This is a genomic window from Cyanobium sp. ATX 6E8, assembly GCF_024346335.1.
In the GTDB taxonomy this organism is placed as follows: domain Bacteria; phylum Cyanobacteriota; class Cyanobacteriia; order PCC-6307; family Cyanobiaceae; genus Cyanobium_A.
On record NZ_JAGQCT010000007.1, the window covers coordinates 22,882 to 46,666 of the forward strand.

Sequence of the window (23,785 nt, forward strand, 5' to 3'; positions counted from 1 at the left end):
GTGCGCCAGCACGTCAATCCGCTCAGCCGCTTCTTCCAACAGCCCCGGCGCCTACCGGCGCCCGCGGAGCTGTTCAGTGCGCCGGATCAGCCCCTGCACCTCGACATCGGCTGCGCCCGCGGCCGCTTTCTATTGGCATTGGCCCAGCATCAGCCTGGCCGCAACCACCTCGGCGTGGAGATCCGCCGGGCCCTGGTGGATGCCGCTGAAGTCGAGCGCCAGGCCTTGGGCCTGACCAACCTGCACATCCTCTTCTGCAACGCCAACATCAGCCTGCAGGACTGGTTGGCGGCGCTGCCCACCGGACTGCTGGAGCGGGTCTCGATCCAGTTTCCGGATCCTTGGTTCAAGAAGAAGCACCATAAACGGCGGGTGCTGCAGCCCGCCCTGCTGCTGGCCCTGGCCGAGGCCCTGGCCCCAGGGCGGGAGCTGTTCATCCAGAGCGATGTGCTGGCGGTGATCACGCCGATGGTGCAGCTGATCGAGGCCACTGGCGGCTTCGATCGCCCGCCCGAAGACAGCCGTCCCTGGCGGGCCGACAACCCCCTACCGGTGCCCACCGAGCGCGAAACCTACGTGCTGGCCCAGGGGCTGCCGGTGTACCGAGTGCTCTACCGGCGCAACAGCCACAACCTGCCACCGCTCGACACCCTGGAGGATCTGCTGGAAGGGGTCGATAATCCGGCCTGACGGCAGCCTTCGCCCCTTGAGCGCCCCCACCATCCCCGTTCTGCTGCGCTGGCAGGGCACGCTCCAAAGCGCTTCCAGTAGGGCCCTCGGGCGGCATTTGCACCTGATTGCCGGCCTGGTGCTGTGTGCCCTGATGGCCGGCCTGCCGCTGGTGACCCGCAGCGGCCTCAGCCTGCTGATCCTGGCCAGTGGCCTGCTGTGGCTGCTGCTGGCTTTACGCACCCCCCCGGGGCCCCTGGGAGAGATCGATCGCTGGATCCTGGGGATCCTGGCCCTGGCCCTGCTGGCCACGGGCTTCTCCCCGGTGCCCCTGGCCGCCACCAAGGGGCTGCTGAAGCTGGCGAGCTATCTCGGGGTGTACGCCCTGATGCGCCAGCTGCTGGCAACGGCATCCATCTGGTGGGACCGGATCGTGGCGGCGTTGCTGGCCGGAGAGTTGGTGACCTGCGTGATCGGCATCCGCCAGCTTTACGGCGAAACCGCCGAGCTGGCCCGCTGGGCCGACCCCAACTCCGTGGCCGATGGCACGGTGCGGATCTACAGCACGCTGGAGAACCCCAACCTGCTGGCGGGATACCTGCTGCCGATCCTGCCCCTGGCGCTGGTGGCCCTGCTGCGCTGGCCTGGGGGGGCACGCAAACTGTTTGCCCTCACGGCCCTGGTGCTCGGGGTGGCGGCCCTGGTGCTCACCTACAGCCGCGGCGCCTGGATGGGACTGGTGGCCGAAGCCGCTGTGATCGTGTTGCTGCTCGCCATCCGCGGCACCCGCGCCTGGCCTCCCCTGTGGCGCAAGGTGGTTCCCCTGCTGCTGCTGCTTGGCGGTGCGGCCCTGCTGGTGGTGCTGGTGACCCAGGTGGAGCCGCTGCGGGTGCGGGTGATGAGCCTGGTGGCAGGCCGGCAGGACAGCTCCAACAACTTCCGCATCAATGTGTGGCTGGCGGCGCTGGACATGATCCAGGCCCGCCCTTGGCTGGGGATCGGCCCTGGCAACGACGCCTTCAACCAGATCTATCCGCTCTTTCAGCAACCCAAGTTCAACGCCCTCAGCGCTTACTCCATTCCTCTCGAGCTGGCGGTCGAGGCCGGCATCCCGGGGCTGCTGGCGGGCATCGGCCTGCTGGTGGCGAGCTTGCGCCGCGCCATCAGCCTGTGGCGCAGCGATGGGGTGTTCAGTCTGCCGGCCTTGGCCGTGATCGCCGTGATCGCCGGACTTGGCGTGCAAGGACTCACCGACACGATCTTTTTCCGGCCCGAGGTCCAACTGATCGGTTGGTTCTGCGTGGCCACCCTCGCGGCGGGGGCTGCTACGGAGGCGGGAGCCACTCCTGATCGTGGCTGAACTCCGGTTGATCGCCGGCTTCGATGCCGGCCAGACCCACACCACCTGTCGCCTGAGCGACGCCGACGGCGCTGCGGTGCTGGCGGAAGGGCAGGGGCCCGGGGTGTGTCACCTGGCCGCTCCCGAAGGCCCCGCTCGGTTGCGTTCGGCCCTCCAGGAGAGTTGGGCCCAGGCCTGCAGCCAGCTCGGAACTGCTGGCACAGCGCCAGCGCCCACCCGCCTGCTGGCGGCCGCCATCGGGGCCAGCGGCATCGAGGTGGGCGCTCCGGTGCAAGCTGCCGCCCGCGAGCTGGCGGCCCAAGCCCTGGGGCTGCCCCTGCCGCGGGTGGTGGTCACCGGGGATGAGCGCACGGCCCTGCGCGGCGCCATGGGCCGTCACCGGGGCGGCATCGTGGTGATCAGCGGCACCGGCATGATCGCCGTGGGGCGCAACCCGGCCGGCCTGGAGCACCGCTGCGGCGGCTGGGGCTGGCTGCTCGATGGGGCCGGCTCCGCCATGGACATCGGCCGCGATGGGCTAGCCCTGAGCCTGGAGATGGCGGATGGCCGCCGGCCCGACTCACCCTTGCGCGCCCGGCTGTGGGCCGGGCTGGACGCGCACCCAGACGATCCCCACGCCGCCCAGGCGATCAAGGCCAAGGTGGTGGAACCAAACTTCGGCGCTGCGGGCTTCGCCCGCCTGGCCCCCCTGGTGATGGCCGCCGCCAGCGAGGGTGATGCGGCCGCCGCGGCGGTGGTGGAGCGCTCGGCGCTCGCCCTGGCCCAGATGGTGATCACCATCAGCCAACGCCTGCAGTTGGAGGCGCCGCCGGTGTGGCCCATGGGTGGCGCCCTGGAGCACCTGCCCCTGCTGCGCGCCCGGCTGGCCGCCGCCCTGGAACTTCGCTGCCCCGGCGCCCAGCTGCTGACGCCGGATGGAGATGCCTGCAGCGGCGCCCTCGCCCTGGCCCGCGACTGCCTGGCATCCTCCGCCGCGGATGGGGCCGCAAATTAGGCCGCGTTCAGATGCCGTTCGGCTTCAGCGGCCAGCTGGCTGGCCCAGTGATCCACCAACGGCTGCTCTGCCGCCTCCACCATCACCCGCAACAGCGGTTCGGTGCCGCTGGCCCGCACCAACACCCGGCCTCGGCCCTCCATGGCTGCCTCCGCGGCCTCCACGGCCTGCCGCAGGGGCTCGCACTGCTGCCACTGCTGACGCCGCTGTCGATCGGGCACCGTCACATTAACCAGGGTCTGGGGATAGGGCTGGAAACTGTTGTCCATCCAGTCGGCCAGGCTCTGGCCGGAGCGGTGCAGCAGGGTGGCCACCTGCAGGGCCGTGAGCAGACCGTCACCGCTCATGCCGTGACGGGCCGAAAGGATGTGGCCCGACTGCTCACCGCCCAGGCCCGCCCCCATCTGCTCCATCGCCTGGTGCACGTACTGATCACCCACGGCGGTGCGCTCCAGCACGCCGCCCTTGGCCTGCCAGGCCCTCTCAAAACCGAGATTCGACATCACCGTGGCAACGATGCGATTGGCCGGCAGCTGCCCCTCCGCCAGCAACGACGATCCCCACAGGTAAAGGATCTGGTCGCCATCCACCACCCGGCCCTGGCCGTCCACCGCCAGCATCCGGTCGGCGTCGCCGTCAAAGGCAAAGCCCATCGCGGCGCCCTTTTCAATCACCGCCTGTCGCAGGGGCTCGAGGTGGGTGCTGCCGCAGCCCACGTTGATGCGCTCGCCATCGGGTTGGCCGTGCAGCACCGTGAGCTCAGCTCCGAGGGCGCGGAACACCGCCCCGCCGCAGGCCGTCGCCGAACCCCAGCAGAGGTCGAGCACAATCCGACACCCCTCCAGCCGGCGACCCCTAACGCTGGCCAGCAGGGCGCGTTGGTAGTCGGCCAGCAGATCGTGGCGATCCAGCACGACACCGGTGCCGCTGAAGCCACCCGAAGCACCGGGGCCCCCATCCACACCCTGCAGCCCCGCTTCGATCGCCCGCTGCTGGCCGCGGCTGAGCTTGGCGCCGGAAGCGCCAAACACCTTGATGCCGTTGTCGTGAGGAGGGTTGTGGCTGGCCGACACCATCAGCCCGCCGGCCGCCCCCAGGCGCCTGATCGCACCGGGAATCGCGGGCGTGGGACAGAGGCCAAGGGTCCACACCTCCCGGCCCGCAGCCGTGAGGCCCGCGGTGAGTGCCGCCACCAGCATCGGCCCGCTGCTGCGGGAATCCATGCCGATCAGCACCGGCGCGCCGGCGGGCAGCACCTGATCGCACCAGAAGCCCACCTGCAACGCCAACGCCGGACTCACCTGGCTGCCGACGCGGCCGCGGATGCCATCGGTGCCGAAGCCAGCCACGCCACCCCTCAGGGGATGCCCGACGGGATGGGGAGCCAGCTCGGCCATGGGCAGGTGCCGCGAAGGAGCTCAGGCTACGTGGACTGGCGGGAGCCCTCAACGCCAGCGCCGGGGCCACCAGATCCAGCGCAGCAGCTCCCATACGGCCCACAGCAGCAGCAGTCCCACCACCCAGCCCGGCAGCCAGATCAGCGGCCACCAGGGGCGCAGCAACAGCACCAATCCGGCCGCCGCCAGCACCCGCAACGCCCGCAGCCGCTGCTCGGCGCCAGGCAGGCTGGAGAGATAGGGGGGCAGAGGGGGCAGGCGCACCAGCAAGGCCGGATCCGAACCTCCCCAGAATGCCGAAGAATGCAAAATCCGTGCCGCTGTTGCCCTTGGCTCGCCTCCCCCTGCTGCTGGCCCTCACCTGCCTGGGTAGTGGCGCGGCGCTGGTGGGCGGTCGGGCCCTGCTGAACCAACTCCCGGCACCGGACCCCAACACCCCCACGGCCCATCTGGAGCGCCTGAGCCGGCTCTCCCCCGATCCAGCGCGGCGCCGGGAGGCCAACCTGCTGCTGCTGGGCCGCCAGGGGGAGGACCCGGCGCGCGCGCGCCAGCTGCTGCGCGGCCAGGGCTGGGGCCGCGATGGCCTCGCCGCCCTGGTGCTCAAGCGCGATGCCCTGGCCGCCGAAGCGCTGGCAGACCGCGAAGCCGCCCAGCAGCGCTGGCGGCAACTGCTGCGGCGCTTCCCCCAGACGCCGGCCGCTGCCGATGCGCTCTACGTCCTCGGCCGAGACCAGCCCAGGCTCCGCCAGGAGCTGCTCCAGCGCTTCGCCGCCCATCCAGCGGCCCTAGCGGCTGCGGTGGAGGCGGGCCCGGCCCCAGAGACGCGCCGCGACGGCGCCCTGCACCTGGCCCGCCACGGTGTGCGCTGGCCCGGCGCTGCAGCGCGGCTGCGCCAGGCCTGCCGGCAACCCACTGCCGCCCCCACACCCCAACAGCGCGACCAGCTGGCCGGTGGCCTGGCGCAACTGGGCGATGCGGAAGCCGCCCTGGCCTGCTTGAACGGCAGCCAGCCCGGCCTCGACACCCAGTTGGCACTGGCCAAGGCGTTGCTCAGCGGCGGCAGCGCCCAGCAGGCCCAGGGCCGGCTGCTGCAGCTGGCCCGCTCGGCGCCGGGCTCCCCCCAGGCCCGCGAGGCCGTGGCCCTGCTCAGCGAGCAACCTGGGCCAAGCAGCCTGCAGGCCCTCGCCGCGCTACCCGCCAGCCTGCAGAACACCGCCCCGGTGCAGGCCCGGCGCGCCCTGGACACCCCAGGCACCGAGGCCGTGCTGGCGGTGCTGAAGCGCTGGCCCGCCGATCCGGCCAGCTGGGAGCTGCAGTGGCAACGGGCCCGGCGGGCCCTGCTGGAGCGCCAGTGGGCCACGGCCGAAGCGCTGCTGAGCGCACCGATCGACCGTGCGCTGCCGGTGGGACTGGCGGGCCGCCAGCGCTTTTGGCTGGGCTTCAGCCAATGGCAACAGGGCCAGCGGAGCGAGGCCAAGAGCACCTGGACCCGCCTGCTCCAGCGCCATCCCGAGGGTTACTACGGCTGGCGGGCCGCGGTGCGGCTCGGCCAGGGGGATCTCAGCCTCGATCCACGCCGCAGTCCTGCCCTGGTACGGCCCGGCTGGCAGCCCCTGGCCAGCGGCGATCCCGCCCTCGATCGGCTCTGGCGCCTCGACCAACCCCTGGAGGCCTGGGAGCACTGGCGCACGGGCCGCGTCCTCCCCCCCCGCGCTCCGCGGGAGCTGCTGCTGGAAGGCCGGCTGCGCCGCGCCGTGGGCGACCACTGGATCGGCCTGGGGCAACTGGAGCAGGCCAGCCTGCGGCTTCCCCCAGGTCAGTCCTGCGGGCTGGCGCAGCAACTGGAGCGCAGTTTGCAGACCCCCAGCTTTGTGGCGGAGCTGGAGCGAGCCGCCACGGCCTCGGCCGTGCCAGCAACCCTGTTAGCCGCCGTGGCCAAGCAGGAATCCCGTTTCAGCCCTGGGGTGAGCTCCAGCGCCGGTGCCGTGGGGCTGTTGCAACTGATGCCGGACACCGCAGCCGAACTGGCCGGGGGTCCGCTGGGGCCCGAGGCCCTGCGCGATCCCAGCCGCAATGCCCAGCTCGGCGCCCGTTACCTGAAGCAACTGCTGGGGCAATGGCAGGGCAACCCCGTGCTGATGGCCGCCAGCTACAACGCTGGCCCCGGCGCCGTAGCCGGCTGGGTGAACCCCCAGCTGCAGCAGGACCCCGAGCTTTGGATCGAAGCGATCCCGTATCCCGAAACCCGGCTCTACGTCAAAAAGGTGCTCGGAAATCTGTGGAGCTTCCAGCAACGGCCCACGCCGGGCTGTTAACCGCTGCTGGCCAGCCAGCGGCCCACGCCGGCCCCCGCGAGCACCAGCCCCCCCAGGGCCCCGGCCAGGATCAGGGGTGGAGGCGCCACCCGCACCCGGGCCAGATCCAGGCGGGCCAGCAGCACCGTCGAACCGAGGATCAGCACGTTGGTGAGCACCTTGAGGTGCAGCAGATACAGGCCCCCCACCGTGACGATCAGCAACGTGATCACCAGGCTTATCACCCGGCTGGACGCCATCACGTTGGAGATCCGCTGCAACAGCAGATCGGGCATCGTGCACACCACCACCACCAGCAGGGCGTGGAGGCAATCCAGCGACCAGAACAAACTGGACAACTGCCCCATTCCCGAGGCAGCGGCTCCCTCCAGCGGCTGGCTCCACTGCAGCCCCTCGTAGACGGCGATGGCCGCCAGAACCAGCAGCATTGGTGCCCGCACAGGCAACAGCAGCAGACGCACCAGGGCCATCACGGGGGAGCCAACACCAGGGCAATGGCATCCAGAGGACAACTCGGAATGCACTGTTCACAGACCAGGCAGCGTTGCGCATCGAAGTGCAGCTGCCAAGCGGGCTGACGCAGGCTGAGGGCGCCGCTGGGGCAAACGCTGGAGCACAGGCCGCAATCGACGCAACGGCCGCGGTCGATGGCGATCTGCCCCGGCGCCCGGTTGAGACCCAACCCCTGGCTCTCCAGCCAGGCCTCAGCGGCCGCCAGTTCGTCGATGTCGCCCGAGAGCTCCACCACCATGGTGCCGCTCTGGTTGGGGGCAATCTGAGCCCGCAGGATCTTGGCGGCAACGTCGAAATCCACGGCCAACCGATAGGTGATCGGCAGGTGCACCGCTTCGCGGGGAAAATGCAAGGTGAGGCGCCGTTTCACAGGGGAGGCCGGTGGACGAACAAGGCCGGTTCACCTCAAGCAAAACGCTAGCAAGCACTGGCAAAGTGCAGCCACGCTCCCTCAGTGCGCCCTGCGCAGCCTGCAGCCATGACCAGCCCCTCGCCAAACCCCGGCTTAGGCCCGAGCGAACGCCTGCTGCTGCTGGTGCTGGCCGTGCTGCTGGCGGCTGGCCTGGTGTGGTTTCGGGGTGGCCTGCACCCCGAAGCGCCCCTGGAGCGCCTAGCGCGCCAGTCGCTCGATCTGCCCGTGGCCCTGCGCAACGGCAAGCCGACGGTGGTGGAGTTTTACGCCGACTGGTGTGAGGCCTGCCGCAGCATGGCGCCGGCCATGGAGACGATCGAGGCCCAACACCGGGGGACGCTTGATGTGGTGCTGCTCAACGTCGACAACCCCCGCTGGCAGCCGGAGCTGGAGCGCTTCGACGTCAACGGCATTCCCCAGCTGGAACTGTTCAATGCCGCCGGAACGCCCGTGGGCCGCTCGATCGGGGCCCGCAGCACGGCAGAACTGCAGGCCCTCAGCAGCGCCCTGATTGCCGGCGAACCCCTACCCGCCCTGGCCGGCATGGGCGCCGTCAGCAGCCTCGATGCCACGCCCAACACCACCTCCAACACCAGCGTCGACGTCACAGAGGGCGAAGTCGCTGCAGGCGCGCCAAAGGCTGCCACGATGGCCGGACCCCGCAGCCACGCCTAATTTCCCCCCTGAAATCCGCCATGGATCCCCGTTTCCGCGTCGCCCTGATCGCCGCTACGCCCAACCCCCAGCAGTGCGTGTATGCCGGCATGCACCAGGACTACAGCGAGGGGTTTGTTGTCGCAGACACGGCCAACTGGCCTGACGAAACCAAGGCGGGCGAGATCTGCATCAAGCGGCTACTGGCCGGAGAGCGGGGCCACTACGGCCCCATGGAGCACGCCCAGATCGTGCTCAACGTGGGCTGGTTTCCCCACTCGGTGATGCAGCAGGCGCGCACGCACCGTGTGGGGGTGAGCTTTGACGTGCAGTCGATGCGCTACACGGGCGATCGCATCTGCAAAGCGGCCAACGGCGAGCTGGAGCTGGAGGAGGTGTTTTACCTCCGCCCGGTTGGCAGCTACAGCGACCGGCAGGGCAAGAAATACGCCTACACCCCCGAGCAGCGGGCCGTGGATCTGGATCTCTGCCGGGCGGCGGCGGAGCGCTACCGCGACCTGCTGGCGGCGGGCTTCGCTGAAGAGCACGCGCGCGGCATCCTGCCCTTCGACTACCGCCAGCACTTCGTGGTGAGCTTCACCTTGCGGGCCTTCCTGCACTTCCTCGACCTGCGGGCCAAGCTCGATGCGCAGCAGGAAATCCGCGAGCTCTGCGACCTGATGTGGCCTCACTTACAGGCCTGGACCCCGCAATTTGCCGAGTGGTATGAAAAGAGCCGGCTGCACAAGGCTCGCCTGGCGCCTTAAATGCGGGCGAGGGTGACACGCTCGGGCTGGTGCTGATATTTACCGGCCCGATCTTGATAGGTGGTTTCGCAGGGATCGCCCTCAAAGAAGAGCAACTGGCAGATGCCTTCGTTGGCATAGATCCGGCAATCAGCCCCGGAGGAGTTGCTGAACTCAAGGGTGAGGTGCCCTTCCCAGCTGGCTTCTGCAGGAGTGGTGTTGACGATGATGCCGAGCCGGGCGTAGGTGCTTTTGCCCAGACAGATCACAGTGATATTGGGCGGCACCTTCATCTTCTCCAGCGCCACCCCCAGCCCGTAGGAATGGGCCGGCAGGATGAAATAGGCGCCATCCTCATCCTCATGCAGGGGCGCAGGCTCAAGGTTGGCCGGATTGAACCGCTTGGGGTTCATGATCGTGCCGGGCACGTGCCGGAAGATCAGAAACTCCTTCGCCGACAGGCGCAGGTCGTAGCCATAGGACGAGCAGCCGTAGCTGAGCACCGGTGAGCTGGCGGTGTCGGGATCCAGGTGACGCACCAGGCTCGACTGGAAAGGCTGCAGCATTCCGGCCGCGGCCTGCTCGTTGATCCAGCGATCGTTCTTGAGCATTAGAGACCTCGACGCAGCTGGGTGACCTGGTCGGCCATCGCCATCAGCTCAGCAGCCATGGCCGGACCGGTCAGGATGACATCCAGATGGGCCGGCCGGCGATCGAGGGTGGCCACGACGTCGGCCTTGTCGATGTAGCCCAGCTCCACCGCCAGACCCAGCTCGTCGAGCACCATCAGATCGACAGCGCCACTGAGCAACTGCTCACGGCTGAAGGCCCACACCTGGCGTACCGCCTCCACCGACTCCTGATCCTGGTTGGCGGCCCGCTCCGAGAGGCAGGCGGGCACCCCGGGCCGCAACCACTGCAGACGGCCACAAAGCCAAAGGCTGCTCTCCAGCCCCTGATCCACGCCACCCTTGAGAAACTGGCTCACCAGCACCCGACTGCCCAACCCGGCGGTGCGCAGGGCCTGGCTGAGCACCGCACCGAAACTGCCCCGGAACGGAGCCGTGTGGATTTGGAGCAGACCCTCCTGCTGGGCCACCAAACGCAGCACGGGAGCGGGAGAAACCGCCGCCAGGGGGCGATGGCCTGGGCGCTGGAGAACGTGCTGGACCGCAGGAAAACCCGCTCCGGCTCCTGAGGTCAGACCTGGGACGGGCAAGCTGGCGGTCATGAACACCGAGTCAGGACAAGGGGCAGGACAAACAGGGACGCGACACCCCACCAGGGAAGTCGCGACTGCGGCCCCCGGGGACCTGAATGTAGCGGGATCGGACCGTTCCACAAGCGAATGACACCATCCCTGGTGGAAACATCCGTACTGCTGCGCCCAAAACCAGCCAGGGGCAACAGCAAGGCGACGGTAAATCGTGTGCGTTGCTACAGGGGCACCCCCGGGTGATCCTTAGGGTCCGGCCACTTGCCTAAGCCACGATGGTTGGCGCCACCCACGGATTCAGCCGTACCGCCGCCACCCCATCGACCGGGGCCCCAGGGGTGGTGGCCGGCATGGGCAGCGCTGGCCAGGCCAGTCCCACCCTGCTGGAGGTGATCCGCGGGCTGGCCGGCAGCAGCGTCGAAACGATCGAACGGGGCAAGACGATCTTTTTCCCCGGCGATCCAGCCGAACGGGTGTACCTGCTGCGCCGCGGTGCGGTGCGGCTCTCGCGCGTCTACGAATCCGGCGAAGAAATCACGGTGGCCCTGCTGCGGGAAAACAGCCTGTTTGGGGTGCTGTCCCTGCTCACGGGCCAGCGCTCAGATCGCTTTTATCACGCTGTGGCCTTCACCCGGGTCGAGATGGTGACCGCTCCAGCCACCTCGGTGCGGCGCGCCATCGAGCAGGACGCCAGCGTCGGGTTGCTGCTGCTGCAGGGCCTTTCCTCACGCATCCTGCAAACCGAAACGATGATCGAAACCCTCACCCACCGGGACATGAGCTCGCGGCTGGTGAGCTTTCTCTTGGTGCTCTGCCGCGACTTCGGCGTTCCCAGCAGCGAGGGCATCACCATCGATCTTCGCCTGTCCCACCAGGCCATCGCCGAAGCCATCGGCTCCACGCGCGTCACGATCACCCGCCTGCTGGGGGATCTACGCAACGACGGCCTGGTGCAGATCGACCGCAAGAAAATCACCGTCTTTGACCCGATTGCCCTGGCCAAACGCTTCAGCTGAGCGCTTCGGCTGAGGGGCAGGGATACTGGGGCCCGTTCGCAGACGCATGTGACCGGCTGGCTGCTGATCTTGGCGCTGCTAGCCCTGGGGGGAGTGCTCTCCACCCTGGGTGACCGGCTGGGCAGCCGGGTTGGCAAGGCGCGCCTCAGTCTGTTCAAGCTGAGGCCCCGACGCACCGCCGTGTTGATCACGGTGCTCACCGGCAGCCTGATCAGCGCGATCTCGCTGGGGCTGATGCTGCTGGTGAGTGAGCGCCTGCGCACGGGTCTGTTCGAGCTCGATCGGCTGGAGGATCGTCTGCAGAGCAGCCGCCGCCAGCTGGCCAGCAGTCAGGCCCAACTGGCCACCAGCCAGCAGGAGCTCAACCGGGCCGAACAGGGGAAACGGGATGCGCAACAGCGGTTCGAACAGGCCCAGGCGCGGGCCAATCAGCTGCGTCAGGAACTGGCTCCGCTGGTTGCCCAACGCAACAGCCTGGAGGTGGAACGCACACGGCTCAGCCGTGAGGTTCAAGACCGCGACGCTGACATCCGACGCACCGAAACCGAACTGGCCCAGGTGCGCCGCCGCATTGCCGCAGGCGCCCAAGAACTCAAGGATCTTGAGAGCAACCTGATTGCCCTGCGCCGCGGCGATGTGGTGATCACCAGCGCTCAGACCTTGGCCAGCGCCAAGGTGACCCTGGAGCAGCCCGAGCAGGCCAGCGCCGTGATCACGGCCCTGCTGCAACAAGCCAACCTCTCCGCATTCCGGCGGGTGTTGCCTGGCCAGCAGGTCGACCGCCAGATCCTGCTGGTGCCCAAGAGCGACATCGCCAAATTGGAGGGACTCCTGGCCAAACCCGGCAGCTGGGTGGTGAGCATCCTGTCGGCCGCCAACGTGTTGCGGGGTGAGCGCCAGGTGCTCGCCTTCCCCGACCTCCGCCCAAACCGGGCTGTCGTCAAGGCCGGCGAAGTGCTGGCCAGCACCACCATCGAAGGCGACCTCAGCAGCGTGGAAGCGATCAATCGCCGGCTCAACCTGCTGTTGGCGGCGGCCTATGCCAAGGCCCAACGCCAGGGCACCGCGGCGGAGGGCCTGCAGTTTGATGCGGCCCGTTTGAGCCAACTGGGCCGCGATCTGAGCGAAAGGCCAGCGGGCCAGGTGGCGCAACTGGAAGCCGTGGCCATGCGCGATGCCGACACCCCCGACCCAATTGCGGTGGAGGTGCGCTGGCTGCGACCTGGCGCGCCGGCCGGCGCTGGCCCAGGCCCCCGCCGCCCATGACGGCGGCGGGCTTGATCGCGGGGCTCGATCCAGGCCGCAGCAAATGTGGCCTGGTGCTGGCCGATCTAGCGCAAGCCCGCGTTCTGGAGGCGGCGATCCTGCCCCCGGAGGCGAGCCGGGCCCAGCTCCAGGCCTGGCGACGCCAGGGGCTGACCCGGGTGGTGGTGGGCAACGGCACCAGCAGTGGCACCTGGCGCGGCCCGCTGGCCGCACTGGCCCTGAAGCTGGAGCTGGTCGACGAGCGCGGCAGCACCCTGGCCGCCCGCGATCGCTACTGGGAGCTGTTTCCAGCCAGCGGTTGGTGGCGGCTGCTGCCGGCGGGTCTGCGGCTACCCCGCCGCGACATCGACGACGTGGTGGCCCAGCTGTTGGTGGAGCGACACAGCGGCTTACGGCTGCAGCGGCCCACGCCGGAGGTGCGCCGCAGCCTGCAGGGCCTCAGAAGCGAGCCCGCACCGTGAAGGCGTAGTCGCCACCTGGCTCCAGTTGGTAATCCACCTTGAGCAGATAGCGCAGCAGGGCGTCCTGGATCAGGGCCCGGCCCAACGACGGCTCCACGCTGAGCTCACCGCGATCGAAAGCCCAACGAAACCTCCACTGATAGCCACCGGCGCTCACCTCCCCCTCCAGCACCCGCTGGCTGAAGCTCTGGTGCAGCACCCGCAGCTGGGCCGTGGTGGAGGGAAGGCGCGCCATGGCGTCAGGTTGCCGCGTCTTCCGGCTGGAAACTGTTGAGACGGTTACCGGCCCGCTCCAGCCCGAGGCGCTGGATCAAGCCGATGCCGGCTTCCACCTCGGCCAGCACCGCCGCAAGCAGGGGCTGCTCGGCCGCGCTGAAGCGCCCCAGCACGTGGCCCACGGTGCGGGCGCGGCGTTCAGCCGGGTTTTGGGCCGGAGCACCGATGCCGATGCGCAAACGCGGGAAGCCCTGGGTGCCCAGATGGCTGATCGTGCTGCGCAGGCCGTTATGGCCGCCGGCACTGCCAGAGGCCCGCAAGCGCAGCTTGCCGAGGGGCAGATCCATGTCATCCACCACCACCAGCAGCTGGGACGGCTCCAGACCAAACCAGTCGAGGGCGGCCCGGATCGAGCGCCCGCTGTCGTTCATGTAGGTCTGGGGCATCAACAGCCGCAGGCGTGTCGCCCCCTGGCCCACCTCCGCCAGCAGACCATGCAACTTGGGCTGCTGGCGAAACGCGGTGCCCCCGGCAGCGGCGAGGCGCTCCAGCGCCATAAACCCAACGTTGTGGCGCGTTGCGGCGTATTTGGAGCCTGGATTGCCCAGGCCCACCAGGAGCTGCAACGGCGCAGCCGACGCCGGAGACCCTGAGCTCACTGCAGATCAGGCCGCCGGACGCGCATCCGACGGATCATCAGGCAAGGGCGTCGGATCAAGGACCTGGGCCGTTGGCTCCGGATCGACGCTGGCAGGCGCCGCAGGCGGTAGATCAGCGGATGCCAGATCGGTGGTGGCGATGGCTGAGCGAAATTCCTTTTCGAACTCGGAGGAGGCCGACTGGAACCCTTTGAGGGTGCGCCCCAGAGTTTTCCCCAGCTCTGGTAGACGCTTCGGCCCAAACACCAGCAACCCGATGGCAGCAATCACCGCCAATTCGGGAAGGCCGATGCCGAAGACGTTCATGGGAGAAGGGGTGGGGCGGAGCGAACAGCGCCGGCTCAGCCGAGGCCGTTCCAGTTGACGGTGATGCCCTCGAGCAGGAGCGACTTGTTGTACAGCTGCAGGATGATCAGCAGGAACACCAGGAACAGCACCATGAAGATGCCCATCACGGGTGTGGTGCCCCAGCCGGGAACAACCTTGCCGTACTCCGAATTGAGTGGGCGCAGGATGTCTCCGAGGCGGGTGCGTTGGGCCATGACTTCTGCAGCCTCTCGGGCATGGATTCGCTCTCGTTACTGTAAGGGGCCTGCGTGCCTCAGCGCGCCGGGGCGAAGACAGTTGTGAAGCAACCCGTCACCTGCCCGCCGACCGGCCCGCCGATTTCCCCCTATGGACCCCACCGCCACCACCAGCTCTCCGGCCCTATCCGTGGCCCTCGCCGTTCTGGCAGTGCTGCTGGCCCTGACCGGCTTCGGGGTGTATCAGGCCTTCGGTCCGCCCTCCAAGGGACTCACCGACCCCTTCGACGACCACGACGACTGAGGCTCAATCCCTGGCTGGCCGAATCCGCCAGAACCCCAGGCTCCAGGGCATCAGCAACCAGGGATCCCCTCCAGACGCCTGGGTACGCAACAGCGGTTGATCCAGGCCGTCCAGGCGCTCGAGCAGGTGCCAGGCGCTGCCGAGCTCCAGACGGCGGCGGGCAGGGGAACAGTTCTGCACGGTGAGCACCACGGCTCCGCCCTCTCCTGACGGCCGGCAGCCCAGCAGCAGCAGCCCCTCGCCCAGGGGAGGAAAAGCCTGACGCCGCCCAGGCCGGCCCTGGGCCACCGCCGGACGCAGCCAGAAGGGCTCGCGGAAAGCCACGGCCTGCTGGGGCACCTGGGCGGGGCTCCAGCCGGAGGAGCAGGGCAGCAAGGCCAGGCGCAGGCGCTGAAAGCCGTTGTCGGCGCCGGGATCGGGCCAGGTGGGGGCCCGCAGCAGCGAGATCCCCAACTGCTCCGGGCAAGCCGACACACCCTGGGGCCCGTCGAGCAACACCGCCAAGCCCTCACCGCCAGCCGCCACCGAGGCCAGCCAACTGATCGCCGGCACCTCCCAGCGGGCCTGCTCCCGGGCCGTCACGGCCTGGGCGGGCCGCTCCAGCACACCGCCGGAGGTGTCGGCGGCCCAGCGCTGGGCAGGCTGGGCCAGGGGCACCTCCAGACGCAGCAGCTCATGGCGCTGGCGCCAATCGACGCTCAGCACCAGCTCCAGCCAGGGGGTATTGGCCAGCAACCGCCCCTCGAGCCGCACCGCACTGGCACCGCAGCGCCCCCGCCACAGAAAACTGGTGCAGAGCGGCCCCTGTTCCAGCCAGATCGGCTCACCCTTCCAAGCCCAGGCCAGCGGATGGTCGCGGTAGTTGGCGGCGATATCCCAGGCATCCCAGAACTCGCCCCGATCGGCGTAGCGCCGCCAGGCCAGGGGGCCCGCCAGCTGGGGCTGACCCGCGCCATCCCAGAGCTGCTCCAGGCCCCCCGGACCCAGCGCAAAGCTCACCAGACCATTGCCGCAACGCCAGCCCTCCACCCACACCGGCGCCTCTACCACAGCTGCGGGAATGGGGGCGGTGGGCCCGGCTGCGGTGCGCTCCAGGGGCAGGGCCTCCACCCCCGCCAGGGCGGGCAGCTGCAACCACTGGCCACCGGCCCAGGCGGCCTGGGCCGGCAGGCCGATGCCGCCATGGCTCCAGGCGCCCAGCGGCATCCGCAGGGTGCGGGCCCGGGCCGGCAGGGGCTGCAGCTGGGCGACCCACCAGTCCGCCCCTCCCCCCAGCCAGGTGTGCAGGGCGCGATCCCGCTGCCGGCAGGCACTGCGGCGGGCGGCGCGCCACTGGGGTTCAGCCTGCTCAAACACCTCCGGAATCGAAGTGCCGGGGAGGATGTCGTGGAACTGCTGAAACAGCAGCGGCCGCCAGTCGGCAGGCTCCGCTTCAGCCAGGGCCCCTTGCGCGCCGGCCAGAGCCTGAGCCAGATCCGCCTCCCGCAGCAGGCGCTCCAGGGTGCGGTTGTGGCGCTTCTGGTCTGGCCGCGAGGTGGCGCAGCCGCGGTGCAGCTCGAGATAGAGCTCATCGCGCCACACCGGCAGCCGGGGGGCCAGGGGCTCAAGCGCGGCCAGATAGGCGCGAAGGCTGCCGTGGTGCTGCGGCGCGGCCTCCGGTTGCTGCTGCCAGAGCTGCAGCTGCTCGAGCATTTCGGCCGTGGGGCCACCGCCGTGATCGCCGACCCCCGGCAACCAAAGCGCCTGATCCACGCCGCTCGCCCCCTGCCAGGCCAGCCGATAACGCTCCATCGCAACCGGATCCCCGTCGGTGCCGATCGGGGCGGTCATCAAGGCCAGCACCTCGGATCCGCAGCGGCTGCGCCAGCGAAACAGCCGGTGGGGGAACGGATTGGTGGCGTTCCAGAAGAGTTTGTGGGTGCAAAACCAGCGCACACCGGTGCTCTGGGCAACCGCAGGCAGGCCGGCGGCGAAACCGAAGCTGTCGGGCAACCAGGCCAGCGGATGCTCCAGCCCAGGGAACCTGGCGGCGCTGTCGTGCTGGCCCAGCTGGAACTGGCGCAGCAGCGAGGCGCCGCTGATCAGCACGCAGTCGGTCTCAACCCAGGGGCCATTGATCGGCTCGAAGCGGCCGGCGGCCACCGCCTGCTGCAGCCGGGCAAACAGGGCCGGCCTGTTCTGCTCCAGCCAGGCGTAGAGGGCCGGAGTGGAGTGGCCGAAGTGCAGGTGCTCGAAGCGCTCGATCAGATCGAGGGCTGAGGCGAACGTGCGCTCGGCGGCCTGCCAGGTGTCGGCCACCGGCCACAGCCAGGCCAGATCCAGATGGGCATGGCCGAGCACATGGAAGCCGCCCGCCAGCGGCTGCCCCGCCCGCATCTGGGCCAGCTCAGCCTTGGTCTCGGCCAGCAGGGCCGCAGGATCGGCCGGATCCAGAGGTTCGAGTTCCAGCCGGCTTTCGATCAGGGCGCCATCGTCGTGCAGGGGGCTGCGCAGCCGCAGCTCGAGCTGCAGCACCTCTCCTTGCCACCAGCTCTCGGGCAACAGCCAGCGGCAGGCCGTGTCAAACAGGTCGCCGGCATGCACGGGCTGGCCGTTCACCCGCAACTCCACCTGGTCGGCCCACCAGCGCAGCACCAGTCGCGCCTGGGCCACCGGCGCCGGAGCCTGCAGCTGCCGCCAGTCCTGTGGGCAAGCCAGATCCAGGGTCAGCTGCCGCCACTGGCCGCCGCGAGGCCAGATCACCAGCCCCCGGGCCGCCCAATCGGGCCGATGCCGCGCCCCCCAGGGGTCATCCAGGGCAGGCCCCAGGGAGCCATCCGCCTGGTGGCAGCTCCAGAGTGGCTGCAGATCCCAACGGGAACGAGACGGAGGCGAACGTGACTGAAACGTTTCAATCCGCAGGGGCAGCCCTGGTGCAGGGGCCTCAGGCATCGTTGGATGGCAAGCCGAGTCCCATAGGATGATCCCGCTGCCGCGGGGTCGACCAGGCCCACCAAGGCGCCTGTCACTCCCTGTCACCCGCTCGCCGTTCCCCAAGGCCGAACCATGCTCGCCCTCAAGATCTCGGTTTATTCGGTCGTCTTCTTCTTTATCGGGATCTTCGTGTTCGGCTTCCTGGCCAGTGACCCCAGCCGCACCCCGAGCCGCAAGGACCTCGAAGACTGACCCTGCAACGGACGGACGATCAAATCCCTATGGGATGATCGCGGCCATCGGGTGATCGGCGCGGGAACAGTGGCAGACATGCGTTCCCGACATTCCCGTGCTGGCCAGCTTCACCAGCGGTTCTGGGCTCGATGATCCGGACTTTGCGTCTCAGCCCCAAGGCCGGATTCCGGCCTGGCCAATTTTGCTGGCAACGGGCGTCGGCAGTCCTTCCAGCCCTGCTGCTGCCGGCCCTGTTCAGTCCGGCCACCCTGGCGGCCGAAGAACTCCGAAACCCAGGCGAGCGCTCCATTCCCTCGGCGCCCACCACCCCAGCCACGCAGGCCTCCGGCGTCGTGGTGGTTCGGGCCGACCAGCAGGGCTACGACCAGCAGCTCGGCCGGTTCGTGGCCAGCGGAAACGTTGAAGCCCGGTTCAATGGCTGGCGCCTCCTTGCCGATCGGGTGGAGCTGGCGGAAAGCAGCCGCAGCGTCTACGCCTCTGGCCAGATTCGTCTCAGCAAAGGCGATCAATACCTGCAGGCGAGCCGTCTGCGCTACAGCGACTGGGAAGGCAGTGGCGAGATTGAGGATGTCTATGGCGTCATCGACCAGGACACCCTCGCCCGGGATGTCAACAGCCCTGAAGCAGCCCCTGGCGCCACAGCCCCAGGTCCGGCCTTCGCCTGCCCGCCGCTGAGTGCCAGCCCCAATGCCCGATCACTGGTGCGGCTTTTGCCGCCCGGTCGCATCAGCCAGCCCACCATTCCGGCTCCAGCCGGCTGCCCAGGCAGCGAGCTCTCCCAGCAGGTTTTGCCCCTGAATCGGGCGCTGGAATCGGTGGCTTTCGGCCCCCCCCAGGCGGGTGGGCCTCCCAACCCTGAGCCGATCTCATCCTCTACCGCCCTGCCTCCGACAGCTCTGAATCTGGATCGCCCCGCCGCGGTCGATTCCCGCCTGGCCAACGTGAGGTTCCAGCAGAGCTGGAGCACCAGCATCAAGGTCGACCTAGCGGCCGTGATCGACACCACCGATTCGCTCAACAGCAACGGCCAGGGCTACCGACCGACTTCCAACAAAGGCGGCACGGTCAGCCGCATCCGCTTCCAGGGCTCCCAGATCCGAATTCGGGGCAACCGCTGGACGGCCGAGGCGATGGCCTTCACCAATGATCCCTTCACCCCGGCCGGCTCCTGGAGCCTGGCGCGCAAGGTGGTGGCCGTGATGGATGAGCGGGGTGTCACCCGCATCAGCAGCCGCAGCACCCAGATCCTGCTCGACGGCAAAGTTTCCCTACCGGCCATCACCAACACCACCATTGGCGAAGAGGAAGCGCGATTTGCCATCGATACCGACAAAGACGATCGCGATGGCTTTTACATCGGCTACAACCTGGAGCCGATCAAACTGGGGCGGGGCGGCAGCCTGCAACTGCAACCGCAACTGATGGTGCAGCGGGCCCTGGAAGGCCGCACCAGCAGCTTCGTGCTGCCGGGCGAGAGCCTGGCCAGCCCCACCGTTGAACAGTCAGCCAAATTCGGCGACATGTTCGGCCTGCTCGCCGCCCTCAACCTGCCCATGGGCTGGGTCTCCCTTGATGCCGACGCCAGCCTATCCACGTTCAATCCTGACAATTTCCGCTCCGGCACCCGCAGCACCACGCGTCTGAGCGCTCCCCTGAGTCTTCCTGGCCACGACAGTGCCAGTGCTGCCCTGTTTGGCTCTTACCGCGAACGCATCTACAACGGCAGCCTGGGATTGCAGACCGTGGTGTATTCCTATGGAGCCAATCTTGCCGCTACAGCTGTCTTCAATCGCCCCAAACCAGCCGCAATTGGCAATGGCGATTCAGCCGAGCAGCCAATACCCAGTCAAACCAAGGGTCCATTTTTTACGCCTGTCGTCTTGAACTGGGCCGCCCAATCGGGCAACTACCAAGCGACACTCTTTGAGACCAACACCCTGGACACCCTCTGGCGCAGCTACGCCAATCTGGCGATCGGCACCACCCTGCAGCTTTGGCAGGGAAGCGCTCTTGACGCCAGCGACGACCCGAAACGGAGCCTCCGCTACGCACCCAGCCCGGTGGTTCCAGGCCTAAGCGTCGACTTCGGGGCCAGTGGCTACCTGGCCAGTTACAGCAACGGCTCCAACCAGAGCACCCTCACCCTCCGGGGCGGCCCCAGCTTCACCCTCGGCCAGTTTGACAAGCCCTTCCTGGATTACACCCGCTTCTCCGCCTCCATCGCGGGCACCTTCCTGGGCGGAGCCAGTCCCTTCGGCTTCGACCGGGCGGTGGACCTGCGCACCCTCAGTTTCCAAGCCGCCCAACAAATCTACGGGCCTTTCGTGGTCGAGGCCGGCGCCACCTTCAACATCGACAACGGCTCAGAGTTCTACGGCGATGTTTCCTATTCCTACGTGGAAGTGAAGCTGCAGCGCCGCTCCTACGAGCTCGGGGTCTACTACAGCCCCTACGACGGCATCGGCGGCATCCGCGTCAAGCTCAACGACTTCAATTTCACGGGCACCGGCACCCCCTTCGTGCCCCGGCCTAGAAACCGTTGAGATAGGGCAGGGCCGCGGCGGTGCGCTCCAGGTGGGCGCCATGGGCCAACAGCTGGGAGGTGGCATCCCACTGCCCGGTGAGCAACATCTGCCGAGGACCAGCCTGAAGCTCGAGCTCCCAAAGGCGCCCATCGGGGGCCTCCAGGGCAGAGGGATCCAGCGACAGCCGCAACTCCTGATCGGGCACAGCGGCCAGCGCCGTCTGCAGGTTCAGCACCACGTCGTGGGCGGCGGTGAAGCAGGGAATGCCCAGGGCCAGACAGTTGCCATAGAAGATCTCGGCAAAGCTCTCGCCCACCACGGCACGAATGCCCCAGCGCATCAAAGCCTGGGGGGCATGCTCGCGGCTGGAGCCGCAGCCGAAGTTGCGGTTCACCACCAGCAACGAAGCCCCCTGCACCTCTGGACGATCAAAGGGATGGGGGCCGGTCGGGGCCGCGGCCAGTTCGACCCGATCGTCGGCGAACACCTGCTCACCCAGGCCATCAAAGGTGACGCACTTGAGGAAACGGGCCGGGATGATCCGGTCGGTGTCGATGTCATCGCCAGCAACGACCACGGCACGGCCGTGGAACCCGGTGATGGGGCCCATGGGGAACGAGGGGCTGCTCATGGCTGCGGACACGGCGTGATCAGGGGGCAAGGAATCAGGGGGAAGCGGAGCGGAACGCGCGGGGATCGGCTCAGGCCGGCAGCAGCTCACGCACGTCGCGCACTTGGCCGGCGATGGCCGCAGCGGCCACCATCGCCGGACTCATCAGCAGGGTGCGGCCCGTCGCCGAACCCTGACGGCCTTTGAAGTTGCGGTTGCTGGAGCTGGCGCTGATCTGACGGCCTTCAAGCCGGTCGGGGTTCATGGCCAGACACATCGAACAGCCGGGCTCGCGCCACTCGAAGCCGGCGGCGATGAACACCTGGTCGAGGCCCTCCGCTTCCGCCGCGGCCGCCACCTGTTCACTGCCCGGCACCACAAAAGCCTTGATGCCCGGAGCCACATGCCGGCCCTTGGCCACCGCCGCCGCCGCCTGCAGGTCGGAGAGGCGGCCATTGGTGCAGCTGCCGATGAAGCACACATCCACCGGCGTGCCGGCGATCGGCGCCCCGGGCTGCAGGTCCATGTAGCGGTAGGCCTCCTCAGCCAGGGGGCGCTCATCGGGGGCGATGTGCTCCAGGGTGGGCACGGCTTCATCCACGCCGATGCCCTGGCCCGGGGTGATGCCCCAGGTCACCGTGGGGGCGATGGAGGCCGCATCGAAACGCACCTCATCGTCAAACACAGCCTCAGGGCCGCTGGCCAAGCTGCTCCACCAGGCCATGGCCCTGTCCCAGGCCTCGCCGCTGGGGGCATAGGGGCGGCCCTGGAGATAGGCGAAGGTGACTGCATCGGGGTTGACATAGCCGCAGCGGGCGCCGCCCTCGATCGCCATGTTGCAGAGGGTCATGCGCTCCTCCATCGACAGGGCGTCGATGGCCGGGCCCGCGAATTCATAGGCGTAGCCCACGCCGCCCTTCACGCCCAGGGTGCGGATCACGTGCAGCACCAAATCCTTGGCATAAACGCCTGGCTGCAGCTGGCCATCCACCCAAATGCGCCGCACCTTGAGCTTGCCCATCGACAGGCTCTGGCTGGCCAACACATCGCGCACCTGGCTGGTGCCGATGCCGAAGGCGATCGCGCCGAAGGCGCCGTGGGTGGAGGTGTGGGAATCGCCGCAGGCGACAGTCATGCCCGGCTGGGTGAGGCCCAGCTCGGGGGCGATCACGTGCACGATCCCCTGGCGGCCGCTGCCCAGGCCGTGCAGGGTGATGCCGTGCTCAGCGCAGTTGGCCTCCAGGGTGCCGAGCATCTCCTCAGCCAGGGGATCAGCGAAGGGCCGCGCCTGGGACGTGGTGGGCACGATGTGATCCACCGTGGCCACGGTGCGCTCGGGATGGCGCACGCCGAGGCCCAGATCCTTCAGGGCGGCAAACGCCTGGGGGCTGGTCACCTCATGGATCAGGTGCAGACCGATGAACAGCTGGGTGGAGCCGCCGGGCAGCTCAGCCACCTGATGCAGATCCCAGACCTTGTCGTAGAGGGTGCCGGCGCTCACGGATGACCCGTTCGTCTGACGAACCAGCCTAGAGCTGCACCCCGGGCCCCATTCGCCTCAGATCCGGCTGCCGCGCGCCCCAAAACCCTCTCTATGACTGAGATGTCACGGACGACACGAGCCGCGGCCCCTCTCCGTCCGCGCAAGCGATGCGAATTGCCCAGATTTCCCCGCTCTGCGAGAGCATCCCGCCCCGGCGCTACGGCGGCACCGAACGGGTGGTGCATTACCTCACCGAAGAGCTGGTGCGGCGTGGCCACGCCGTGGTGCTGTTCGCCAGCGGCGATTCCCGCACCAGCGCCGAGCTGTTCCCCTGCGTGCCCGAGGCCCTGCGCCTGGCGGGTTACAGCGGCGACCCCACCGTGCCGGAACTGATCCAGTTGGACCAGTTAATGGATCAGCTCGATCGCTTCGACGTGCTGCACTTCCACACCGGAGCAAGCCACTACCCCCTGGTGCGGCAGCTGCCGGTGCCCCACCTCAACACCCTGCATGGCCCCCTGACCGCCCCCGACCGCGCCCAGCTGTACCGGCGGTTCCACCAGCTGCCTCTGGTGTCGATCTCGGAAGCGCAGCGCCAACCCCTGCCCGAGGCCCACTGGCTGGCCACCGTGTACCAAGGCCTGCCCCTGGATCTCTATCAACCGGTGCGTGAGCCCGACGACTACCTGGCCTTTGTGGGACGCATCTCGCCAGAAAAACGCCTCGACCGGGCCATCGCCGTCGCCGGCCAGCTGGGCCTGCCGCTGAAGGTGGCCGCCAAGATCGATAGCTGTGATGCGCCCTACTACCGCGACCACATCGCGGGCCTGATCGAAGGCAATCCCCTGGTGGAGTTCATCGGCGAGGTTGACGACGCCGACAAGCAGGAGTTGCTGGGCAATGCCCTCGCCCTGCTGTTCCCGATCGATTGGGCGGAGCCCTTCGGGCTGGTGATGATCGAAGCCAACGCCTGTGGCACCCCCGTGATTGCCTGGCGCAACGGCTCCACACCGGAGGTGATCCGACCCGGCCTCAACGGCGTGCTGGTCGACTCAATCGCCGAGGCCGTGGCTGCCGTGCGCCAACTCGACCAGCTCGATCGCCGTGCGGTGCGACGCGACTTCGAGCAGCGCTTCAGCGTGACCCGCCAGGCCGAGCAGTACGAACAGCTCTACCGCCGCCTGATCGACGTCCACGACGACCCGCCAGCCCAGGACGGCCACCGTTCCCTGCACCGCCCCTGCCCACCCCGCGACCCCCTGCTTCATGCCGCATGA

At 68.7% G+C, this 23,785-nt stretch carries 26 protein-coding genes; 13 read left to right on the plus strand and 13 right to left on the minus strand.

Annotated elements, in window-relative coordinates; translation table 11 throughout:
* The 3 genes from trmB to KBY70_RS07460 are packed head-to-tail and all read left to right on the plus strand — an operon-like array spanning nucleotide 1 to nucleotide 3,023.
* The gene (trmB, locus tag KBY70_RS07450) at nucleotides 1-690 is read left to right on the plus strand and encodes a tRNA (guanosine(46)-N7)-methyltransferase TrmB (protein WP_094559236.1); all 690 of its coding nucleotides are present in this window, start codon (nucleotides 1-3) and stop codon (nucleotides 688-690) included.
* Between the two features lie 16 nt (nucleotides 691-706).
* Entirely contained in the window at nucleotides 707-2,029 is a 1,323-nt protein-coding gene (locus KBY70_RS07455) for an IctB family putative bicarbonate transporter (RefSeq protein ID WP_254987978.1), read from the plus strand.
* On the plus strand, nucleotides 2,022-3,023 hold the full coding sequence (locus KBY70_RS07460) for a BadF/BadG/BcrA/BcrD ATPase family protein (protein ID WP_254987979.1): 1,002 nt from the start codon (nucleotides 2,022-2,024) through the stop codon (nucleotides 3,021-3,023). The genes KBY70_RS07455 and KBY70_RS07460 overlap by 8 nt, the downstream gene beginning before the upstream one ends.
* On the opposite strand, the gene glmM is transcribed toward KBY70_RS07460, so the two are convergent.
* Together glmM and KBY70_RS07470 are read right to left on the minus strand one after the other, a co-directional pair.
* A complete protein-coding gene (glmM, locus tag KBY70_RS07465) occupies nucleotides 3,020-4,420 on the minus strand; it encodes a phosphoglucosamine mutase (RefSeq protein WP_254987980.1) in 1,401 nt (466 codons plus the stop codon). The genes KBY70_RS07460 and glmM overlap by 4 nt on opposite strands.
* A 48-nt stretch (nucleotides 4,421-4,468) precedes the next feature.
* Nucleotides 4,469-4,684 (minus strand): hypothetical protein, encoded by a 216-nt coding sequence (locus tag KBY70_RS07470; RefSeq protein ID WP_254987981.1) that lies wholly within the window; start codon nucleotides 4,682-4,684, stop codon nucleotides 4,469-4,471.
* Between the two features lie 65 nt (nucleotides 4,685-4,749).
* Between KBY70_RS07470 and KBY70_RS07475 the strand changes: the two genes are divergently transcribed.
* On the plus strand, nucleotides 4,750-6,735 hold the full coding sequence (locus KBY70_RS07475) for a lytic transglycosylase domain-containing protein (protein ID WP_254987982.1): 1,986 nt from the start codon (nucleotides 4,750-4,752) through the stop codon (nucleotides 6,733-6,735).
* On the opposite strand, the gene KBY70_RS07480 is transcribed toward KBY70_RS07475, so the two are convergent.
* Both KBY70_RS07480 and KBY70_RS07485 read right to left on the minus strand, forming a co-directional pair.
* On the minus strand, nucleotides 6,732-7,205 hold the full coding sequence (locus KBY70_RS07480; RefSeq protein WP_254987983.1) for a hypothetical protein: 474 nt from the start codon (nucleotides 7,203-7,205) through the stop codon (nucleotides 6,732-6,734). The genes KBY70_RS07475 and KBY70_RS07480 overlap by 4 nt on opposite strands.
* On the minus strand, nucleotides 7,205-7,618 hold the full coding sequence (locus tag KBY70_RS07485; protein ID WP_094559159.1) for an NIL domain-containing protein: 414 nt from the start codon (nucleotides 7,616-7,618) through the stop codon (nucleotides 7,205-7,207). Before KBY70_RS07485 ends, KBY70_RS07480 begins: the two co-directional genes overlap by 1 nt.
* Nucleotides 7,619-7,726: 108 nt before the next feature.
* Here KBY70_RS07485 and KBY70_RS07490 point away from each other — a divergent pair, with 108 nt between their 5' ends.
* Both KBY70_RS07490 and thyX read left to right on the plus strand, forming a co-directional pair.
* Complete coding sequence (locus tag KBY70_RS07490; protein WP_094559158.1) at nucleotides 7,727-8,335, plus strand: thioredoxin domain-containing protein; 609 nt, start codon at nucleotides 7,727-7,729, stop codon at nucleotides 8,333-8,335.
* Nucleotides 8,336-8,355: 20 nt separating this feature from the next.
* Nucleotides 8,356-9,081, plus strand: a complete 726-nt coding sequence (thyX, locus tag KBY70_RS07495; RefSeq protein ID WP_254987984.1) for an FAD-dependent thymidylate synthase — start codon at nucleotides 8,356-8,358, stop codon at nucleotides 9,079-9,081.
* Here thyX and dcd read toward each other — a convergent pair.
* Nucleotides 9,078-9,671 carry a dCTP deaminase gene (dcd, locus tag KBY70_RS07500; protein ID WP_094559156.1) on the minus strand — a complete coding sequence of 198 codons (594 nt, stop codon included), beginning with the start codon at nucleotides 9,669-9,671 and terminating at the stop codon, nucleotides 9,078-9,080. The genes thyX and dcd overlap by 4 nt on opposite strands.
* Nucleotides 9,671-10,291: a cob(I)yrinic acid a,c-diamide adenosyltransferase gene (locus tag KBY70_RS07505; RefSeq protein ID WP_254987985.1), complete on the minus strand. Its 621-nt coding sequence runs from the start codon at nucleotides 10,289-10,291 to the stop codon at nucleotides 9,671-9,673. The genes dcd and KBY70_RS07505 overlap by 1 nt, the downstream gene beginning before the upstream one ends.
* A gap of 260 nt (nucleotides 10,292-10,551) precedes the next feature.
* Here KBY70_RS07505 and ntcA point away from each other — a divergent pair, with 260 nt between their 5' ends.
* Genes ntcA through KBY70_RS07520 form a run of 3 tightly spaced genes read left to right on the plus strand, consistent with a single transcriptional unit; the run spans nucleotide 10,552 to nucleotide 13,019 of the window.
* A complete protein-coding gene (gene ntcA / locus KBY70_RS07510; protein ID WP_094559154.1) occupies nucleotides 10,552-11,292 on the plus strand; it encodes a global nitrogen regulator NtcA in 741 nt (246 codons plus the stop codon).
* Nucleotides 11,293-11,340: 48 nt separating this feature from the next.
* Nucleotides 11,341-12,558, plus strand: coding sequence for a DUF3084 domain-containing protein (locus tag KBY70_RS07515; RefSeq protein WP_254987986.1), 1,218 nt, complete (start codon nucleotides 11,341-11,343; stop codon nucleotides 12,556-12,558).
* Nucleotides 12,555-13,019: a resolvase gene (locus tag KBY70_RS07520; RefSeq protein ID WP_094559152.1), complete on the plus strand. Its 465-nt coding sequence runs from the start codon at nucleotides 12,555-12,557 to the stop codon at nucleotides 13,017-13,019. Before KBY70_RS07515 ends, KBY70_RS07520 begins: the two co-directional genes overlap by 4 nt.
* Here KBY70_RS07520 and KBY70_RS07525 read toward each other — a convergent pair.
* The 4 genes from KBY70_RS07525 to psbH are packed head-to-tail and all read right to left on the minus strand — an operon-like array spanning nucleotide 12,997 to nucleotide 14,436.
* A complete protein-coding gene (locus KBY70_RS07525) occupies nucleotides 12,997-13,254 on the minus strand; it encodes a DUF3146 family protein (RefSeq protein ID WP_094559151.1) in 258 nt (85 codons plus the stop codon). The two genes, KBY70_RS07520 and KBY70_RS07525, sit on opposite strands and share 23 nt — an antisense overlap.
* A gap of 4 nt (nucleotides 13,255-13,258) precedes the next feature.
* A complete protein-coding gene (gene pth, locus KBY70_RS07530; protein ID WP_254987988.1) occupies nucleotides 13,259-13,861 on the minus strand; it encodes an aminoacyl-tRNA hydrolase in 603 nt (200 codons plus the stop codon).
* 39 nt (nucleotides 13,862-13,900) lie between these two features.
* Nucleotides 13,901-14,200 (minus strand): TatA/E family twin arginine-targeting protein translocase, encoded by a 300-nt coding sequence (locus tag KBY70_RS07535; RefSeq protein ID WP_094559149.1) that lies wholly within the window; start codon nucleotides 14,198-14,200, stop codon nucleotides 13,901-13,903.
* Between the two features lie 35 nt (nucleotides 14,201-14,235).
* On the minus strand, nucleotides 14,236-14,436 hold the full coding sequence (gene psbH / locus KBY70_RS07540) for a photosystem II reaction center phosphoprotein PsbH (RefSeq protein WP_094559148.1): 201 nt from the start codon (nucleotides 14,434-14,436) through the stop codon (nucleotides 14,236-14,238).
* A 133-nt stretch (nucleotides 14,437-14,569) separates the two neighbouring features.
* Between psbH and psbN the strand changes: the two genes are divergently transcribed.
* Nucleotides 14,570-14,722: a photosystem II reaction center protein PsbN gene (gene psbN, locus KBY70_RS07545; RefSeq protein ID WP_094559147.1), complete on the plus strand. Its 153-nt coding sequence runs from the start codon at nucleotides 14,570-14,572 to the stop codon at nucleotides 14,720-14,722.
* 3 nt (nucleotides 14,723-14,725) lie between these two features.
* Here the strand turns inward: psbN and KBY70_RS07550 are convergent, their stop codons facing one another.
* Nucleotides 14,726-17,653, minus strand: a complete 2,928-nt coding sequence (locus KBY70_RS07550) for an alpha-mannosidase (RefSeq protein ID WP_254987990.1) — start codon at nucleotides 17,651-17,653, stop codon at nucleotides 14,726-14,728.
* A gap of 114 nt (nucleotides 17,654-17,767) precedes the next feature.
* On the opposite strand from KBY70_RS07550, the gene KBY70_RS07555 reads away from it, so the two are divergent.
* The gene (locus tag KBY70_RS07555) at nucleotides 17,768-17,887 is read left to right on the plus strand and encodes a photosystem II reaction center protein I (protein WP_006172424.1); all 120 of its coding nucleotides are present in this window, start codon (nucleotides 17,768-17,770) and stop codon (nucleotides 17,885-17,887) included.
* A gap of 131 nt (nucleotides 17,888-18,018) precedes the next feature.
* Nucleotides 18,019-20,433: a DUF3769 domain-containing protein gene (locus KBY70_RS07560; RefSeq protein WP_254987992.1), complete on the plus strand. Its 2,415-nt coding sequence runs from the start codon at nucleotides 18,019-18,021 to the stop codon at nucleotides 20,431-20,433.
* On the opposite strand, the gene KBY70_RS07565 is transcribed toward KBY70_RS07560, so the two are convergent.
* Together KBY70_RS07565 and leuC are read right to left on the minus strand one after the other, a co-directional pair.
* A complete protein-coding gene (locus tag KBY70_RS07565) occupies nucleotides 20,420-21,046 on the minus strand; it encodes a 3-isopropylmalate dehydratase small subunit (protein ID WP_254987993.1) in 627 nt (208 codons plus the stop codon). The two genes, KBY70_RS07560 and KBY70_RS07565, sit on opposite strands and share 14 nt — an antisense overlap.
* A 70-nt stretch (nucleotides 21,047-21,116) precedes the next feature.
* On the minus strand, nucleotides 21,117-22,526 hold the full coding sequence (leuC, locus tag KBY70_RS07570; RefSeq protein WP_254987994.1) for a 3-isopropylmalate dehydratase large subunit: 1,410 nt from the start codon (nucleotides 22,524-22,526) through the stop codon (nucleotides 21,117-21,119).
* 149 nt (nucleotides 22,527-22,675) lie between these two features.
* On the opposite strand from leuC, the gene KBY70_RS07575 reads away from it, so the two are divergent.
* Nucleotides 22,676-23,785, plus strand: a complete 1,110-nt coding sequence (locus KBY70_RS07575; RefSeq protein WP_254987995.1) for a glycosyltransferase family 4 protein — start codon at nucleotides 22,676-22,678, stop codon at nucleotides 23,783-23,785.